At 61.6% G+C, this 16,938-nt stretch carries 15 protein-coding genes and 3 pseudogenes; 10 read left to right on the top strand and 8 right to left on the bottom strand.

The genetic code is table 11. The annotated features are described in order from the left end of the window. The first annotated feature begins 1 nt into the window (after position 1). Entirely contained in the window at positions 2-598 is a 597-nt protein-coding gene (locus tag NX05_RS12600) for a hypothetical protein (RefSeq protein ID WP_039436773.1), read from the top strand. An 82-nt stretch (positions 599-680) separates the two neighbouring features. Here NX05_RS12600 and NX05_RS12595 read toward each other — a convergent pair whose 3' ends face one another. Together NX05_RS12595 and NX05_RS12590 are read right to left on the bottom strand one after the other, a co-directional pair. Then, positions 681-1,712, bottom strand: coding sequence for an aldo/keto reductase (locus NX05_RS12595; RefSeq protein WP_039436771.1), 1,032 nt, complete (start codon positions 1,710-1,712; stop codon positions 681-683). A 157-nt stretch (positions 1,713-1,869) separates the two neighbouring features. Further along, positions 1,870-3,087 carry an MFS transporter gene (locus tag NX05_RS12590; RefSeq protein WP_039436770.1) on the bottom strand — a complete coding sequence of 406 codons (1,218 nt, stop codon included), beginning with the start codon at positions 3,085-3,087 and terminating at the stop codon, positions 1,870-1,872. 100 nt (positions 3,088-3,187) lie between these two features. On the opposite strand from NX05_RS12590, the gene NX05_RS12585 reads away from it, so the two are divergent. Beyond that, positions 3,188-4,102: a LysR family transcriptional regulator gene (locus NX05_RS12585; RefSeq protein WP_039436769.1), complete on the top strand. Its 915-nt coding sequence runs from the start codon at positions 3,188-3,190 to the stop codon at positions 4,100-4,102. A gap of 325 nt (positions 4,103-4,427) precedes the next feature. On the opposite strand, the gene NX05_RS12580 is transcribed toward NX05_RS12585, so the two are convergent. Next, the gene (locus NX05_RS12580; RefSeq protein WP_010366955.1) at positions 4,428-4,631 is read right to left on the bottom strand and encodes a hypothetical protein; all 204 of its coding nucleotides are present in this window, start codon (positions 4,629-4,631) and stop codon (positions 4,428-4,430) included. A gap of 221 nt (positions 4,632-4,852) precedes the next feature. Between NX05_RS12580 and NX05_RS12575 the strand changes: the two genes are divergently transcribed. Beyond that, the gene (locus NX05_RS12575; RefSeq protein WP_017122884.1) at positions 4,853-5,761 is read left to right on the top strand and encodes an AraC family transcriptional regulator; all 909 of its coding nucleotides are present in this window, start codon (positions 4,853-4,855) and stop codon (positions 5,759-5,761) included. Positions 5,762-5,855: 94 nt separating this feature from the next. On the opposite strand, the pseudogene NX05_RS12570 reads toward NX05_RS12575, so the two are convergent. Next, positions 5,856-6,258 (bottom strand): annotated as a pseudogene (locus NX05_RS12570) ((R)-mandelonitrile lyase). Positions 6,259-6,372: 114 nt separating this feature from the next. After that, positions 6,373-7,085, bottom strand: a pseudogene (locus tag NX05_RS12565) (IS5 family transposase); the annotation flags it as partial. Positions 7,086-7,495: 410 nt separating this feature from the next. Between NX05_RS12565 and NX05_RS12560 the strand changes: the two are divergent. From NX05_RS12560 to NX05_RS22515, 7 genes and pseudogenes are all read left to right on the top strand, one after another. After that, on the top strand, positions 7,496-8,791 hold the full coding sequence (locus tag NX05_RS12560) for a reprolysin-like metallopeptidase (protein WP_039436180.1): 1,296 nt from the start codon (positions 7,496-7,498) through the stop codon (positions 8,789-8,791). A 248-nt stretch (positions 8,792-9,039) separates the two neighbouring features. Further along, positions 9,040-9,915, top strand: a complete 876-nt coding sequence (locus tag NX05_RS12555; protein ID WP_080764580.1) for a TauD/TfdA family dioxygenase — start codon at positions 9,040-9,042, stop codon at positions 9,913-9,915. Further along, positions 9,908-10,951 (top strand): sulfotransferase family protein, encoded by a 1,044-nt coding sequence (locus NX05_RS12550; RefSeq protein WP_039436182.1) that lies wholly within the window; start codon positions 9,908-9,910, stop codon positions 10,949-10,951. Before NX05_RS12555 ends, NX05_RS12550 begins: the two co-directional genes overlap by 8 nt. Positions 10,952-11,012: 61 nt before the next feature. Further along, positions 11,013-12,191 (top strand): aminotransferase family protein, encoded by a 1,179-nt coding sequence (locus NX05_RS12545; protein WP_172645759.1) that lies wholly within the window; start codon positions 11,013-11,015, stop codon positions 12,189-12,191. Between the two features lie 26 nt (positions 12,192-12,217). Beyond that, positions 12,218-12,877 carry a 2OG-Fe(II) oxygenase gene (locus NX05_RS12540; protein ID WP_039436187.1) on the top strand — a complete coding sequence of 220 codons (660 nt, stop codon included), beginning with the start codon at positions 12,218-12,220 and terminating at the stop codon, positions 12,875-12,877. Between the two features lie 7 nt (positions 12,878-12,884). Beyond that, on the top strand, positions 12,885-13,463 hold the full coding sequence (locus tag NX05_RS12535; protein ID WP_039436190.1) for an AAA family ATPase: 579 nt from the start codon (positions 12,885-12,887) through the stop codon (positions 13,461-13,463). 68 nt (positions 13,464-13,531) lie between these two features. Continuing rightward, positions 13,532-13,810, top strand: a pseudogene (locus NX05_RS22515) (transposase); the annotation flags it as partial. Between the two features lie 41 nt (positions 13,811-13,851). Here NX05_RS22515 and NX05_RS12530 read toward each other — a convergent pair. The 3 genes from NX05_RS12530 to NX05_RS12520 all read right to left on the bottom strand — a co-directional run bounded on the left by NX05_RS12530 (position 13,852) and on the right by NX05_RS12520 (position 16,934). After that, positions 13,852-14,358, bottom strand: coding sequence for a transcriptional repressor (locus NX05_RS12530; protein WP_005912830.1), 507 nt, complete (start codon positions 14,356-14,358; stop codon positions 13,852-13,854). A gap of 13 nt (positions 14,359-14,371) precedes the next feature. After that, the gene (gene gltX, locus NX05_RS12525) at positions 14,372-15,775 is read right to left on the bottom strand and encodes a glutamate--tRNA ligase (RefSeq protein WP_039436193.1); all 1,404 of its coding nucleotides are present in this window, start codon (positions 15,773-15,775) and stop codon (positions 14,372-14,374) included. Between the two features lie 67 nt (positions 15,776-15,842). Beyond that, positions 15,843-16,934 (bottom strand): DUF3616 domain-containing protein, encoded by a 1,092-nt coding sequence (locus NX05_RS12520; protein ID WP_039436197.1) that lies wholly within the window; start codon positions 16,932-16,934, stop codon positions 15,843-15,845. Positions 16,935-16,938: the final 4 nt, after the last annotated feature.

Genomic DNA, 16,938 nt, shown 5'->3' with positions numbered 1-16,938 from the left:
CATGAAAACTTCTCTGATCACACTGCTGTGCGTCGTTGCCGCCGGCATGTCTGCACCCGTCTCGGCACAGGTGTTCGATCGCGCCCGCCTGCGTGCTGCCGCAACCGGGCAAACCGTTGTGGTGGACCGTGCCAGTTTCCGGCTGATTCCAGCAGCAGTGGTACAGCTGGCCGACACCACGCGCAGCATTGCCGCCGCGCAATCGCGAGGAAGCGCGCAGACCAGCGCGAATGCACCCATGGGCCGCGTCGATCGCTATGCGATCTATCTCGACAACACCAGCGCTGTTAAGGCGGTCGCGCGCACCACGCGTAGCCAACCATCGGCGACCGTGCTGGCCGCGCTGGAAACGCGTAGCGGCCAGCTGGCATTACTCGGTGCTTCGATCAAATTGTTCGATACCACGCCAGCCATCGCGCGTGCATTGGCCACGCGTACAGGCGGCAACTTGCTCTATGCATCGGCCATCGACGGCAGCGCGATGATCGGCTACGACTCGGCGATGACGGCATTGGACCATTGCCGACAGCTGCAAGGCAGCAACGGCGTAGGAGCGATCAAGCCGGAAGTGATCGGCCCGGCGGCACGGCCACTGTGACGCGACTGCGCTAGAACGTCGGCAGTCACGCGTGCCACGCTGCGGCATTGGGTTGCAGCGTGGCGCGCTGGTGCGGCCCGCCTTACACCGGCAGCGGGCTGCGCTCTGCAAACTGCCCGCGCCAATAGGGGTAATAGGGATACGGCGGTTCTACTGCGCTCACCTGATCCAGACGCGCACGCTGATCATCGGTCAACGACCAGCCCACCGCACCCAGGTTTTCGCGCAGCTGCACTTCATCGCGCGCACCAATCAGCACCGTGCTCACGGTCGGCCGCTGCAACAACCAGTTGATGGCGATCTGCGGCACGCTGCGGCCGGTCTCTGCGGCAATGGCGTCGAGCACATCGACGATGTCGAACAAGCGCGCATCGTCGATCGCCGGGCCAGCGGCGGCGGTGGCATGCAGCCGGCTGTGTTGCGGCAATGGCTGGCCGCGGCGGACCTTGCCGGTGAGTCTTCCCCAACCGAGCGGGCTCCACACCACCGCACCAATGCCCTGGTCGATGCCCAGCGGCATCAGTTCCCACTCGTAGTCACGCCCGGCCAGCGAGTAATAGGTCTGGTTGGCGACGAAGCGGCTCCAGCCGTGCGCATCGGCCACCGCCTGCGATTTCATTAGCTGCCATCCGGCGTAGTTGGAAGCGCCCAGATAACGCACCTTGCCTGCGCGCACCAGGCCGTCGAGCGTGGACAGGGTTTCTTCCATCGGCGTCATCGCATCGAAGGCGTGCAGCTGCAGCAGATCGATGTAGTCGGTGCGCAAGCGCCGCAATGATGCATCCACCGCACGCAGCAAGCGGAAGCGCGACGCGCCGGCATCGTTGGGGCCATTGCCCAGGCGCAGGCCGGTCTTGGTCGAGAGAATCACCTGATCGCGGCGGCCTTGCAGCGCCTGACCAAGGATGTCTTCGGACGCGCCATCGGAATACACATCGGCGGTGTCGAACAGGTTCAGCCCAGCCTCAAGGCACAGGTCGATCATGCGCCGCGCCTGCGCCACATCGGTGTCGCCCCATGCGAAAAACAACGGCCCCTTGCCGCCGAACGTGCCGGCACCCAAACCGAGCACGGGCACCTTGAAACCGGAACGGCCGAGTAGACGGGTTTCCATCGAATGACTCCTTGCAACGTTGAATGAGAGATGCGCTGCGTCGTCGCTCATGCTCGCGACAGCATTTGCTGGCAGCGAAACCAGCGTTTGTGCAGCACATCGAAATCCGCCGGACGCACACTGCGCCACCACGGCCAATGACCAGCGGGCAACGAACTCAACCCACCTGCGCGCACACCGACGGCGATGCAGTGCGGCAGCGTTGCAACTGCACGCTCCACAGCGCCAGACCCAGGCCGACAGCGCTCAACAGCGCAGCCACCCACGGCGTTGCGACCAGACCGGCCTGCGTGGCGATCACCACGCCACCCAGCCACGCGCCCAGCGCATTGCCCAGGTTGAAGGCGGCGATATTCAGGCTGGACGCCAGGTTCTGGCCGGCGCCACGCGCATGTTCCAGCACGCGCAACTGCAACGGCGCTACGGTGGCGAAGGCGGCCACGCCCAGCAGCCCGACAAAAATCACCATCGCGGCCTTGCTGTGCAGCGCCAATCCCAGCGCGCCCAGGACCACCACCAATGCAGCCAGGCTGCCCAGCAACGCCGACGTGGGACGACGGTCGGTCAGCCGCCCGCCGAGCAGATTGCCGACGATCATGCCCACGCCAAACACCAGCAGCACCGGCGACACCGCCGACTGCGTAAACCCGGTGACCTGCAGCAGCAGCGGCTGGATGTAGGTGAACACCGCAAACACGCCGGCGTAGCCCACCACCGTGATCGCCAGGGCCAGCAGCACCTGGCCGCGCCGCAGCACCGCCAGTTCCTGCCGCCAGGACACCGGAGTGGCAGCACCGGCAGCCGCCGGCACCCACAACGCAACCGCGGCAGTGGCCAGCACGCCGATCGCTGCCACCGCCCAGAATGTGGCGCGCCAGCCCAGTTGCAGGCCCAGCCAGGCACCCGCCGGCACGCCGAGCAAGGTGGCCACGGTCAGCCCGGCGAACATCAGCGAGATGGCCGATGCACGGCGTTCGGCCGGCACCAGCGAGGTGGCCACCACTGCCCCGACGCCGAAAAACGTGCCGTGCGCCAGCGACGTCAGCACCCGCGCGACCATCAGGCTGGTGTAGTCCGGCGCCAGCGCGCAGGCCACGTTTCCGACGGTGAAGATCAACATCAGCCCGACCAGCACCGCCTTGCGCGGCAGGCGTGCGCTGGCCAGGGTCAGCACCGGCGCACCGACGAACACACCCAGCGCATAACCGCTGATCAACAGGCCCGCCGCGCTGAGCGAAACGCCCAGATCGGTGGCCACCTGCTGCAGCAATCCCATGATCACGAACTCGGTGGTACCGATGCCGAAGGCACCGATGGTCAATGCCAGCAACGCTGGCGGAAAGCGCGACGAACGCGTGGATGTGAGGCTAGACATGGGGATGGACCAAGGAAGACTGCGCACAGCCTGCGCTTGGCAGTTGTTCGCAAAAACCCCTGCTATCCTGATTCACCTTCAATCAATCATTGAGAATCGCGTGGACCGTCTTGGCGACATTGCCCTGTTCCTGCGCGTACTCGACCTGGGCTCGATCACCGCGGGCGCGCGCAGCCTGGATCTGTCGGTGGCGGTGGCCAGCCAGCGTCTCAAGCGCCTGGAACGCGAATTGGGCGTGCGCCTGCTGCACCGGACCACGCGCCGCCTGCATCCCACTGCCGAAGGGCAGCGGCTGGCCGAACGTGGCCGCGTGCTGGTGGAAGATCTGGACGCGCTGGCCGAAGATCTGCGCGAAAGCGCGCACGATGTGGGTGGCGTGCTGCGCATGACCATGTCCGCCTCATTCGGGCGCCAATACGTCTCGCCGCTGCTTCCGGAATTTCAGGCCCGTCATCCGCGCCTGCGTATCAGCGCGCACCTGAGCGACGACCTGGTGGATCTGGTCAAACAAGGCTTCGATCTGGCGATCCGCATCGGCCCGCTGGACGACTCCGGGCTAGTGGCCCGGCGCATCGCCGACAACCGCCGCACCCTGGCGGCCTCGCCCGATTACCTGCAACGTCACGGCACGCCGCGCACACCGGACGAACTCGCTCAGCACGCCGGCGTGCTGCTGATGGGGCGTGATGGCCGCCAGGACGTGTGGACCCTGCAGACGCCCCAGGGCGGGCTGGTGCGCGTGCGCATGCAGAGCCGCTTCGAGAGCAACTTCGGCGAGCTGATACGCGATGCGGTAATCGCCGGCCAGGGTATTGCAGTGCATTCGTACTGGCATATCGCCGATGAATTGCGCAGCGGCCGTCTGGTCGAAGTGATGCGCGACTACCCGCCGCCCACCTCGCAGATCAGCGCAGTGATGCCGGCGCGTCAGCTGCAACCGCCGCGCGTGCGCGCGTTTGTGGATTTTCTGCTGGAGCGGCTGGGCGAGCAGCCGCCTTGGGGAGTGGCGACGTAGCGCTCGCTTGCCGGGGGGATGCGCAAGCGGCGTTGGTGGTTATGGTGACGATGGCACCGCTGAAACGCGGGTGCCGGTCCTGCGAACTGGCGCAGGGTGGGTGTCTGCGACATGTCATTGCCACTGGAAACGACGGCATCGAGAACCTGCAAGCTGCGTATCACCCGCTGACTGCGTGAATCTGATGGCAGTCTGCACAGCGCAGCCATTGGCCTGGTGGCGCACCGGGCCAACTCGCTGCATCAGTCAGCTCACCGCTGAGGCGCGGTATCGCAAGGTGTGTTCAACTGCTCCGGAACAACCGCACTGGTCGTGCTTGCGCAGATCAACGCTCGCCGCGCAGCAGGCGCTTGTGCAGGCTGCGGCGCTGCGCGTCGCTCAACAAATGCCCATGCGTACGCAACAGCCCGAGGATCTGCAGATGCGCCTGCGCAGTGCGCCGGTCCAGCTCTGCTGCGGCAGCGGCCTCCAGCCGCTTCCACTCGGCGGGACTGGTCGGGGTCGGGAAGCTGGGACGTTTTGCGGGCATGGCATGCCAAAGATGCGGGAGACGCGCACATGATACGGCCGGCACGTGAGTGACCTATCAGTGCCGAAGCTGTCTCCGCTCAAGGCCAGCTGCAACTGCAGCCGCCTTTTCCAGCGGACGCGGCCCTACACGCTGCATGCCTTGCCGCCGACACCACCTGCACTCTTGTACGATCGGCGCTCTCGCGGCCGGGCCGCATTGCATCGTCGACGGGTTTTCGCATGTCTTCGCTGACCGAATTGAGCACGCTATTGCTGCGTCATGCCCCCCGCGACGGCATGCATACCACCCCGATCGCCGGGCTGCAGATCATGCGCAGCGCCTCGCCCAGCGTGTCCATGCCGACCGTCTATACGCCCATGCTGTGTCTGGTGGCGCAGGGTCGCAAGCAAGCCATGCTGGGCGCGCAGGCGTACGTCTATCATCCGCGGATGTATCTGGTGGCGTCGGTGGATTTACCCATCGTCGGCTCGGTGATCGAAGCCAGCGACGCGCAGCCGTATCTATGCTTCTGCCTGGACCTGGACACCGCGTTACTCAGCGAGCTGGCGATCAAGCATCCGGAACTGGTGGAGACGCAGCGCGATGCGGCATCGGCTGGGCTGCTGCTCAATCGCAGCACGCCACAACTACAGGACGCCGCGCTGCGGCTGACGCGCCTGCTCGACCAACCGCATGAAATTGCCGCGCTCGCTCCCTTGATCGTACGCGAACTGTTGTATCGCCTGATGGCCGACCCGGCCAATGCGGCGGTGCGCCAGATGGCCATCGCCGACAGCCGGCTCAACCAGATTTCCAAGGCCATCGTGTGGTTGCGCGAACACTACGCGCAGCGTTTCAGCATCGAGCAGATCGCCGATCTCTCGGCAATGAGCCGCTCCACCTTTCATGCGCATTTCAAGGCAGTCACCACGATGACTCCGCTGGAATACCGCTCGCAGCTGCGTGTGCACGAAGCGCGTCGCCTGATGGTGGCCGAGGCGCTCACCGCTGCCGACGCCGGCTTCCGCGTTGGCTACGAGAGCGCATCGCAGTTCAGTCGCGACTACGCACGCATTCTCGGCATCCCGCCCGCACGCGATGCGCAACGGCTGCGCGCCACTGCGCAGGATGCAACCGAAGCGGCGTGATGCCTGGTGTACGCGGCGCAGGCACCACAGCGAACCAGCACATCGCCGCAGAGTCCGCCAACGCGGCACTTCCACCGCATGAGCATCAACGCTGTTACTCAGCGGCGTATTGCGCCTCGCTCACCTGCTCCAGCCAGGTCACCGGCAAGCCGTCCTGCGATTCGGCAATCGCGATATGCGTCATCGCCACGTTGGCGTTCGCACCGTGCCAATGCTTGGCGCCCGGCGGAATCCAAGCGATGTCGCCTGGGCGGATCTGCTGCGCCGGTTTGCCCCACTCGTGCACGCGCCCGGCGCCGGTAGCGAGGATTAGGGTCTGGCCCAGCGGATGGGTGTGCCATGCAGTGCACGCGCCCGGTTCGAAGGTGACGGTGGCACCGCCTACCCGCGCCGGTGCGTCGGCCTGGAAAGGTGCGTCGATGCGCATCTTGCCGGTGAAATGCTCGGGTGACCCCCACAGCCGATGGCGCCCCGCCCGCCTTGCTCACCCTAAGGATGGTCTGATCAACGGGGCCGGAAAACGAAGCAAGCTACATCAACCGCGCCAAGGGGCGCTCAAATCCCTGATTTGTTGCCGCTTTCGGCGCGTTTGCGGGGTGTTGCCCGGGTTGCAGGCACACCTTCCCCGCAGCAGGCATTAACTGATTGCGCGTCAGCCACAGATTCGACGGTGCAAACAGCGTCAGCACCTGTGCGGTGGTCTTCGCCAAACCGCGATAGCGCACCTTGGCGTAGCCAAACTGGCGCTTGATCACCCGAAACGGGTGTTCCACCTTCGCACGCAGGCTGGCTTTGGTGTGCTCCCAGCGCTTGGCCAACTTCAGTTCGCGCTTGTTCTTGATCTGCTTCAGCGTCGAGGGCTTCTCCTCGATCAGGTAGCGCAGCGTGCGCTTGCCCTTCATCTCATCGCGCTTCTCAAGCCCGGTGTAGCCGCTGTCCCCGCACACCGTCTTCCTTGCCGTGCAGCAGCTTGTGCGCTTGCGTCACATCGGCCACGTTGGCCGCCGTGCATGCGACGTGGTGCAACAGCCCGGAGTCGTCGTCCACCCCGATGTGCGCCTTCATCCCGAAGGAGTACTGGTTGCCCTTCTTGGTCTGGTGAAGTCCGGATCGCGCTCGCCCTCCTTGTTCTTGGCCGAGCTGGGCGCAGCGCTTCCAACCGATACGGCTGGCGCCGGGGCTTCCCCGACGTCGGGTAGTGCGGCTCGATCAGCGCCAGCAGGTCCTTCCACGGCACGACCTGGTCCATCTCGGCCAAGAACACTTCACGCCGCGTCCGCTTGCGCTTGCCGTTGTACTCCGCGTCGCCGAAGGTCAGTTGCATCGTCGTCGTCCCGTTGCATCTGTGGGATTGTCGCAGGACCAGGGGGAGTTGTTTAGAGTTTCCTTAAGAGCAACCGACGTCGCGCAGCTCAAAATCGGGAACGTTGCGACATGGCACTTATTAATTTCCATAAAAAGTCTCATATCCAGACCTCTAATGATTTTCGTATACATGCCCTCATAAATTTTTCAGGTGCATTAAATGCACTTATGACGGATGCCACAAAGAAAAGCACAATTCATCACAATTACATCACAGGCCAGCTAGAGAGGCGTTGAATTTATTTGATCTCTTCAGCATAGTTAACCGCAGGCCGGCATGATTTTCTACGCGTAGCGCTGCAAATATGATTTCGCAACGGCGCATTTCGCTCCGTACCATTTAATTAATTACCCAAACAAAAAGTTGAAATGAAAATAAATTTTTTAGCAGCGACGATATTTTTTGGACTTAGCTGCTCCGCTACCTCCATGGCATTGGCAGCAGACCAATGGCTTTCATTTTCAAACCAACAGAAGACTAGTATCACTTCAACGGAAAGGCTAAGCCCGATCAAAATCAGCGAATCGCAAGCCTACGATGATGCGGCTGCCGGTGGGCTTTGGCTACCGCTGCCTGACGGCCGACGCATCTATGCAAAAACCATCTCTCAGAACACCCAAGACAAAGATCATTGGACCTTTGTCGGCGCCCTACCCTCAGAAAAGCAAAGTGTAGTGATCACTTTTGGGCGCAACGCAGTATTCGGATCATTTCCGGCTGGCAATAACACATCGCTTCGTATCGTCACCCGGGGCGGAAAGCTTTATATCGCAGAACGCCTACCAAAAAACATTGCTATTAATCGCCTCAAGAGCAATGATAGTTCCATGGCGTCCGACTACCTGATTCCGCCAAAGCAACCGTTAAGCCAGCAAGATTTACAACACACCCTTGCACTAGTGAAGCAGGCGGCCAGCGCAACGACCCCGGCAGTGGTCGACGTGCTTGTAGGTTATACCCCAGGCTTGGTCCGCGAGTTAGGATCGGTGGATGCCGTTAACACACGCATCAACTATCTGGTCGCCGTTACCAACCGTGCCTACATGGATAGCCAAGTGAATGGACGCCTGCGCCTGATCGGTACGCAGCAGGTTAATTACACCGATTCCACCACGGATGTTGCCGCACTTCAGGACCTGACCGAAGCCTCAGGTAGCTCTTCATTAGCGGCACTGCACAGCACGCGTGACACCCAGGGTGCCGATCTTGTCACCTTGCTACGCCCCTACAGCGCAAATCAAGGCGCTTGCGGCATGGCTTGGCTGAACGGTGGCGGGCTTCAATCGTACAATAGCAATATGCAGGGATCGGGCTACTCCGCAGTGAGTGACGGTACTGACGAAGAAGCCGGAAATTACTGCGAAGATATTACCTTCGCGCATGAAATTGGCCATAATCTGGGTCTGGCTCACGACAAAGCCGATTCCGGCCCTGGTGCGTTCACTTATGCTTACGGATGGCGGCAGACGTTGGATGAGGGCAGTTTCAATACCATCATGGCTTATGCCGCCGACGATCAGGAGAGGGTTCCATACTTCGCCAATCCACATATCACATTATGCAATGACAACCCGTGCGGGGATGTAGACGAAGCCGACCAGACCAGAGCATTAAATATCACCATGCCCATCGCAGCTGACTTTAGGCCGACAAGCGATGAGTGATTCGTAAGCAGACTGCTACTGGAGCGTGACAGCGCATGGCCGTGTATTAACGACATGCGCTGTTACGACGCGACCATCAGACACTCTTGTAGACACACCATATAAAACGGCAAGTATCATCGATAGAAAATAAGTAAATTTATAGATATGAAGTCGGTGAGCGATCGCGCCGTACCTTCGTGAAAACCTGAAGCCTAGACTCTCCTCAGGGCGTCACGCGCTAACCTTAATCCTTATCAGAGAATGGTATGCAAAGTCGCTTCAGCGGTTGGTCTGCACAGGTGCTCGATGCGGAAGATGTCACAGCAGTCATGCGTGACGTCGGCAGATATGGATTCGCGATCGTCAGGGATCAATGGCGGTTCGATGCTTCCGATTTCAATAAGATGTCGGCACGCTATTATCTTGGCCCGATGTATCAGCCTGACTTCAATCGTCGCTTGCACTCGGAAGGCATGTTACCGTCAGGCATGAACCAAGTCGGTGGCTTGACTACAGGTGCGCATGATGTCTTCAACAGCACGTCAAGCGCGGCATTGCACACTGACGGTTCGTATCTGCCCATCGGCACGATCAAGACCTCGATCCTCCTTTGCAAGCAGCACGCGCTGCGTGGCGGCGAATCGATCCTGTTCGACAGCGTGTCGGCATTTCAGACGCTTGCTCACCATCACCCGGATCTCGCCCAATGCCTACTGGCCCCAAAGGCCTTCCGACGCAGGTCTACCGATCCGCGGCTAGATAGGCAGTACGAGCACGTTGGCCCGATCTTCCTCGCAGAAGAAGACGGCGCAATGGTTGGTGGGTTTACCCTGGACGTGACGGCAGACTGGGACTATTCCCGGCGCATGGACCCGAGAGTGCTCGATGCGGCTGCTTACTTGACGCGTCTCACCAAGCCGGACAGCGGCTACACATTGAGTTTTCCGCTGCGAAAGGGGCAAGCATTGATCATGCGCAATGACCAACTCTCGCACGGACGAAGCGCCTACGTCGAAGATCCGGGCAACCCGCGTATTCTGCTGCGAGGCTTGTTCCTCTCCGCCCCTGGCGCATGCGCTGTGCAGATACGGTCCGCGCGTCGGTCGAAGGCCCCTGACAGCAGGAGCCGCTCGAATGGCTGAGACAACGCCGCCCCTGTTTGCGTCCCAATGGTCCTTGTGGATGTCACACCCAACCAGCGGACTTGAGGCACGCATTGGCAGCGATCTTGCAGGACATCCGATCGACCCGTCCATGACCGCGGCGATCGTCGAGTTTGTTCGCGAGTACCGGAACGGCGGAAAAAACTGGAGCAGCAAAGGGCTACGGGGTGACGAGGTGATCGCACCGTTGCTCGGTCTGGCAAAGCACTCGCCAGTGGTCTTTGATCTCTTCCGCTTGAAGGTTGCCCAGGCGCAGCACAACAAATGGGTGGGTGGCAGCCTGAACGGCACGGTTGCCGCGGCGCAGAAGCAGTACACGAAATTCGTCATCATCTCGACGCCCCGTTCCGGGACGCACCTATTGCGCACGCTGCTCGGCTCCCACCCATGCATCGAGATGCATGGCGAAGCATTCAATCGGTTTAGCCAGCACTTGCTGCCCTATACCGTACAGGACACCACTGCGCAACACATCCTCGAGAAACATCTGTTTCGCCCGTACTTTGAGTACGTGCAGGCTGTCGGGTTCGTCCTCTTCCGCGATCTCGACTCGCAATGGGGAGGCGTCAATGTCTGGGAGATCTTGGCTGGCTTGCCTGAGCTGAAGATCATTCTGCTGGATCGACGCAATCGCCTTGAGCGCATGGTTTCTCTGAGGAAAAGCCTGCTAGATCATGTCTGGTATGTCGGCAGGGACGATAAACGTGCGCGTGGGGATGTCCGGCTGTCCGTAGCGCAGAATGAACTCGTAGATTTCATCGATCACGACCTTGCCAATCGCGCCGCGTTCTGCGAACGCTTCGGCCACCACGACATCCTCTCCATCGAATACGAGCAACTGCTGGACAACCCTGAGAGCACACATGCCGAGCTACTCGCGTTCCTGGGAGTATCGGTCGTGCGACTGGAACCGGGAACCGGAAAAAAGGAAACTGCGTCAATCTCGTCGATCGTTGAAAACGACGCGCAACTGAGATGTTCGATTAGAGGGACACCCTATGAACGCTACATCTAGGCGGCGCGCTTATTGGCCGCCGTATACGCCAATGACCCTTGAGGATTGTCGGCCTAGGATCGTGCGCGGCGCAGGAATTTATCTCTACGATGATGCGGGCAAGCCCTATCTGGACGGCATCTCCGGCAGCTACAATCATTGCCTCGGTCATTCTCACCCGGCACTGATCGACGCCGTCAAACGGCAGATGGACAGCCTGGTGCACGCATGCAACATCGGAACGAGTACGCTCCTACCCGATGCGCTTGCGGAGCGGCTAAGCGAGGTATTGGCGCCAGCCGGACTCGTACAAACGTTCCTGGTAGGAAGCGGCAGCGAGGGAGTCGAAGCCGCAATGAAGATGGCTTGGCAGTATCAACGCGGTCGCGGGCAGCCACAGCGGGTGAAAGTCGTTGCCATCGACGGTGCATATCACGGCTGCACGCTTGGCGCGATGCTCGCGACACGACGCCCCTTCATCAACGAAGGCTCCTTGGCGCTTGTCGCAGATTGCTCAATGACGATGCCATTGCCGCAGAGCATTGACGAGGTGGCAGACTGGGAAGCGCTTCTTGCCGAGCATGGATCGACCGTAGCGGCGATCATCATCGAACCGGTGATGGCGATGGCGGGAACCCGGCAGTTTCCAGCTGGCTTCTTGCGAGCCCTGTCGTCGCTCGCCAGGGCCTACGATATCCCCCTGATCTTCGACGAAGTGTATTGTGGCATCGGACGCACCGGCGTCCTGTGCGAGTCAGTCTCCCAGGGCGCGAGTCCGGACATTGTGATCTTCAGCAAATGTCTCGGTGGCGGCTTCCCGATCACCGCCGTCATGACGACCGCCAAGATCGCCGATGTCTTCGCCACACAGCCGCTCCCGCTTTTCCGCCACGGCCACACCCAATCCGGCAACCTGCTGGGTTGCCGCGCAGCTTTATTCATTCTTGAGCACCTGGATGCCGAGGATTGCTACGAACGGGTCAAAGCAAAGGGCATGCGCTTGCTGCAGGCAATTCGTGACCGTATACCCGCCACCGACGATGTCGTGAGTGTGCAAGGAAAAGGACTGATGTTGTCGATCACCTTTTCGTCGCCAGCGGCATGTAGCCAAGCGCAACACGACGCGCGTCGACACGGTCTGTTCATTGGCGCTGCGGATCGACATCTCAAGCTCGCGCCGTCGTTCATGATCGATGATGCCGAGATCGACGAGTTGGCGCAACGATTGAGCCATGCGATAGACAACCCATCGCATTACTGACGCTTTCTTTTCGTACGAGGGAGAACATGACGTCCGCATACTTCGCGCTCAGGCAGATTGCAGGAGGAACACGCCACGACGCGCCGTTCCAATGGGGAGAACTGCAGTGCATATGGCAAAACGACGCGTTGGCCCACAAACTCGCAGATGAATTTCCGACAGAGGGATTCAACTTCCGGAAACGCAACGGCGGGCATTTTTATCGACGCACGATCGTCCCTCTGGGCTCGTCCGGCGTCGACCAGCCAGCGGCGCTAACGGATGCGTGGCAGGCGATGTGCGGCGAGCTCGTGTCGGAGGACTTCAGGTCCGCGATGTCCGACTTTTGCGGAACGGACCTGAGCGAATTCCCGATGGAGGCCGTTGCGTTTCGTGGAGGGCAGGACACCCACTACCTGCCCCACGTCGATGCATCGTTGTGCAAGGGATTTCGCCTGATCATTTACTTCAACGCCCACTGGGAGCGCGACTGGGGCGGGCTGCTTCGTATTCTTCATCCACGCAATCACCATGACGTGCGCCACGTTGTGCTCCCCATTGTCGGAAACGCAACAGTGATCATTCGCGATGGGGCCTACGAAGACACGTGGCACGAAGTGACGCGGCTGTGCACCACGGGCAGCGTCACTCGCAACACGCTCAATGTCACCTACTATGCGCCCGGGACCACAAGCACAGCCCAATGACGCGAGGATGCCCTTGTTCCACCACGATAGACAGTTGGTCATCCTCTATGGCCCGCCAGCCGTCGGCAAATTGACCGTTGGGAAGGCGCTAGCGAATCGGCTTTCCGCATGCCTGTTTCACAATCACCTGACCTACGATCTCGCCATCGAGCTACTAGGTGCCGATAGCGATTTCGACGCGCGCAGACAGTTTGCGTGCAAACTCAGGCTCCATGTACTGGCGCTCCTGTTTAGGTCCGACTCCCGCACCATTATTACGACGTTCTGCTACGGCGGCCCTGAGGACGACTGGTACATCGACGCGCTGAAGACGCTCTGCGCAGATCATCTCGTGACACCGCACTTTGTTCAGCTCACAGCGCAGCGCAGGCAGCTTCTGGACAGAGTCGAAAACATCGACAGACGCGCTTTCGGAAAGGTGAACAGCAGCAGTGAACTTGCAGTCATCCTGCAGCAATGCGCATATACGCTCGCGATCCAAGCGGACAGCCATCTTTGCCTTGATACATCCATGCTATTGCCAGATGATGCCGCTCTTGCGATTGTGGCGTGGAACTGGCGATTCTCTGCGGTGGTCCATTCCTAAGAACCTGTTCACGATCTTTTTCAAGCCGTGCAAACTGCACGAATGCGCGAGAAGACTACCCAAGTGACATGCGCCGTGAGCGGTTCGAGCACACCCGTCCGATTCTGGAACAAGCCCGCAAACGCACGAAGCCTGCGACGGCAGATATGTACGAGGTGTGGTGCGCAGTGCTGTATCTACTGCCAACAGGTTGCCAGTGGCGTGCGTTGCCCAGTGACTTTCCGAAATGGCGCACGGTGCATTCCCACTTTGCCAAGTGGAGCGAAGTGGACGATGAAGGGACGAGCCTGCTGGAGCGGGCGCTCAAAAAATCAGGTTGGCGTGGCCCGCCAGAAACAGGGGCGCGCGCCTTGAATAGGCCGCGCTCTGCACACGACCTTGCGACTGATTACTCCGCCACCGCGCACTTAGCACACAAACCATGCACTTCCAGTGTCTGGGCCTGCGGCTGGAACCCCAGCGCCTTGGCGCGGGCTTCCAGTTGCGACACGACGTCGCGGTCTTCCAGTTCCACCGCGCTATGGCAGCGGTCGCAGATCAGGAACGGCACCGAGTGCTGGGCGCTGTTGGGGTGGTGGCAGGCGACGAAGGCGTTGACCGATTCGAGCTTGTGCACGAACCCATTTGCCATCAGGAAATCCAGCGCGCGGTACACCGTGGGAGGTGCGTCGGCGCCGACGCCCTTGCCTTCGCGCACCCAGTCCAGCAGTTCATAGGCCTTGACCGGTTTGCCGGCGTCGGCGATCAGCCGCAGCACGTTGGCGCGGATGGGCGTCAGGCGAAGGCCGCGTTCGCTGCAGGCACGCTCCACCGCGCGCACGAAGCCGTTGGCGTCGTCGACGTGGTGATGCGGTGCGGTGCAGGCGAGGTCTGGTGCGTGGGTGTGCTTGGTCATACAGGCTCCGGCGTCAGGCCGCTCCAATCTTGATGAGTGCCGCATCGATGCGTTTCAAGGCACCCTCGCGTCCGGCCAGGTACACCGTTTGCGAAATGTCCGGGCTGACCTGCGTGCCGGTGATGGCCACGCGCAGCGGCTGGGCAACCTTGCCCATGCCCAATTCCAGCGCGGCGGCTGCATCGTGCAGCGCGGCCGAGACGCTCTCCACGCTCCACTGGTCCACTGCAGCCAACAGCTCGCGCGCCTTGCCCAGCGGCACCTCGGCACCCAGCTTGAGGTGCTTCATCACCGCCGCTTCGTCGTAGGTTTCCAGCGGCTGATACCAGACCACGGCTTTTTCGGCCATTTCCTTCAACGTGTGCACGCGCTCGCGCAATGCCACCACCACGTCGGCAGCAGCCGGGCCGGCGGCAAGATCCACACCGAGCTTGACGAGCTGATATTCCAGCTGCGGAGCGATGCTGGCCGGGTCGTCGGTCTTCAGATAATGCTGATTGACCCAGGCGAGCTTGGCCATGTCCAGCCGCGCTGCCTTGGAATTGACGTCTTTGACGTCGAACAGGTCCAGCAATTCCTGCGGCGTGAACAGCTCCTGGTCGCCATGCGACCAGCCCAGGCGTGCCAGGTAATTGATCAATGCGTGCGGCAGATAGCCGGCGTCCTTGTACTGCATGACGTCGGCCGCGCCAGTGCGCTTGGACAGCTTGGCGCCCTGCTCGTCCAGGATCATCGGCATATGCGCGAACTTGGGCACCGGGGCGCCCAACGCTTCGTAGATATTGATCTGGCGCGGCGTGTTATTGATGTGGTCGTCGCCGCGGATCACCTCGGTGATGCCCATGTCCCAGTCGTCCACCACCACCGCAAAGTTGTAGGTAGGGAAGCCGTCCGGGCGAAAGATCACCATGTCGTCGAGCTCGCTGTTGGCGATCTCGATACGCCCCTTGATCAGGTCGTCGAACACCACCGTACCGCCGATGGGATTCTTGAAGCGGATGACGCGATTGGGATCGTCGCGATACGGCAGGTTCTGCTCGCGGGCAGCGCCGTTGTAGCGCGGCTTCTCCTGCTTGGCCATGGCGGCCTCGCGCATGGCGTCGAGCTCTTCGCGGGTTTCATAGGCGTAATACGCCTTGCCCTGCGCCAGCAACTGCTCGGCAACCTCTTGATAGCGGGCAATGCGCTGGGTTTGGTAGATCGGGCCTTCGTCGTAATTCAGGCCTAGCCATTCCATCGCTTCCAGGATGGCGTCGATGGCCGCCTGGGTGCTGCGCTCGCGGTCGGTGTCTTCAATGCGCAGCACGAACTGCCCGCCGCGGTGACGTGCCTCCAGCCAGCAATACAGCGCGGTGCGCGCGCCGCCGATGTGCAGGTAACCGGTGGGGCTGGGGGCAAAACGGGTGCGGCAGGTCATGGAGCGCTCGGCGGACGGGAGTCGGCCGATTTTACCTTGCGCGACGTGGCCCTGCCCGGCCCGTGGCTCAGCGGTTGCGCAGCAGGTCGCCGTACACCACGCACTCGCCGTCGCTGCGGGCCGTGCCCGGCGCGTCGTACAGCACCAGCCAGGTGGGAATCTTGCCGGCCAGGTGCCTGGGCAGGTTGCAGATGGCCTCGGCGCGGTCGCAGTCCTTGCCATGCGGCAGCACTGCCGCTTCCAGCAGGTCGTGCTGGAAGCGCACCGGTGCGCGGTTGGCGGCCAGCACGGTGCGCGCATCCGGCCATTTGAACAGGCGAATCTCGCCATTCAGCACCATTGTCGGCCCGGCAAGCAGGTACAGATCGTCGCCGGAATAATGCAGGTCGCGAATGCCCAGCCCGCCCAGTTGCAGGAAGTGCTTGCGCAGCAGGGTGCCGTCTTCGTCCAGCGGTGCCAGGCGCAGATGGTCGCCATGCGCTTCCACCTGGATCTCCAGCATCGCCGACCAGCCACGCAGCACCGGACCGCGCAGGCCCAGCAGCAAGCGCTGGCCATCGACCACGATGCCTTCGATATCGAAGCCGTTGTCCTTGCCGGGAATCTTCAGGAACAGGCCGAAATGCGGGTCGTCGGCCAGCAGGTCGGTGAGTTGGTTGCGCTTGGCATCGCCCTTGAGGCGAAGTGCGCGGCGGCCGTCGGCGGCTTCGCGTACCAGCTGCGGGCTGCCGTCTTGCGCCTGCTCGATCGGCAGGCAGGCAAGCAAGCGGCGGTTGCCATCGAGCTTCAACTTGGTCAGGCGCTTGGCGTTTTCGGCGTCGTCGCGTCCGCGCTTGGCGTTCTTGCGCTTGCTGCCGTGCGAACCGACGACCCACAAGAATCCGTCCGACAGGCCCATGCCTTCCAGGTCGGCTTCCTCGCCGTCTTCGCCCGGCAGATCCAGCAGGTCCGCCAACGGAAAACTCTGCCCTTCGCCGAAGCGCAGCGTCTGCCGCTGTACCGGATCGAGCTTGCGCAGCCGATCCACCGCGCAGGCTTCATCGCCGGCCACCCACAGCCAATCGTCGGTGAAGGCGGCGCCGGACAGATTGCTGTGCACCAGCGCGCCGGGCGCGAATTCGAGCCGGACGCTATGCGGAATCAGGGTTTTCTTGGCCATTGGG

The sequence above is a fragment of the Xanthomonas vasicola genome (assembly GCF_000772705.2).
Classification (GTDB): domain Bacteria; phylum Pseudomonadota; class Gammaproteobacteria; order Xanthomonadales; family Xanthomonadaceae; genus Xanthomonas; species Xanthomonas vasicola.
Note: the sequence above shows the minus strand (reverse complement) of the source record. Positions and strands in the feature narration are given on the sequence as shown.

Bases quoted from the DNA above. Each gene is read 5' to 3' on its own strand.
- NX05_RS12600 (WP_039436773.1), top strand. From the start codon at position 2: ATGAAAACTTCTCTGATCACACTGCTGTGCGTCGTTGCCGCCGGCATG.
- NX05_RS12595 (WP_039436771.1), bottom strand. From the start codon at position 1,712: ATGGAAACCCGTCTACTCGGCCGTTCCGGTTTCAAGGTGCCCGTGCTC.
- NX05_RS12590 (WP_039436770.1), bottom strand. From the start codon at position 3,087: ATGTCTAGCCTCACATCCACGCGTTCGTCGCGCTTTCCGCCAGCGTTG.
- NX05_RS12580 (WP_010366955.1), bottom strand. From the start codon at position 4,631: ATGCCCGCAAAACGTCCCAGCTTCCCGACCCCGACCAGTCCCGCCGAG.
- NX05_RS12575 (WP_017122884.1), top strand. From the start codon at position 4,853: ATGTCTTCGCTGACCGAATTGAGCACGCTATTGCTGCGTCATGCCCCC.
- NX05_RS12560 (WP_039436180.1), top strand. From the start codon at position 7,496: ATGAAAATAAATTTTTTAGCAGCGACGATATTTTTTGGACTTAGCTGC.
- NX05_RS12555 (WP_080764580.1), top strand. From the start codon at position 9,040: ATGCAAAGTCGCTTCAGCGGTTGGTCTGCACAGGTGCTCGATGCGGAA.
- NX05_RS12550 (WP_039436182.1), top strand. From the start codon at position 9,908: ATGGCTGAGACAACGCCGCCCCTGTTTGCGTCCCAATGGTCCTTGTGG.
- NX05_RS12540 (WP_039436187.1), top strand. From the start codon at position 12,218: ATGACGTCCGCATACTTCGCGCTCAGGCAGATTGCAGGAGGAACACGC.
- NX05_RS12535 (WP_039436190.1), top strand. From the start codon at position 12,885: ATGCCCTTGTTCCACCACGATAGACAGTTGGTCATCCTCTATGGCCCG.
- NX05_RS12530 (WP_005912830.1), bottom strand. From the start codon at position 14,358: ATGACCAAGCACACCCACGCACCAGACCTCGCCTGCACCGCACCGCAT.
- gltX (WP_039436193.1), bottom strand. From the start codon at position 15,775: ATGACCTGCCGCACCCGTTTTGCCCCCAGCCCCACCGGTTACCTGCAC.
- NX05_RS12520 (WP_039436197.1), bottom strand. From the start codon at position 16,934: ATGGCCAAGAAAACCCTGATTCCGCATAGCGTCCGGCTCGAATTCGCG.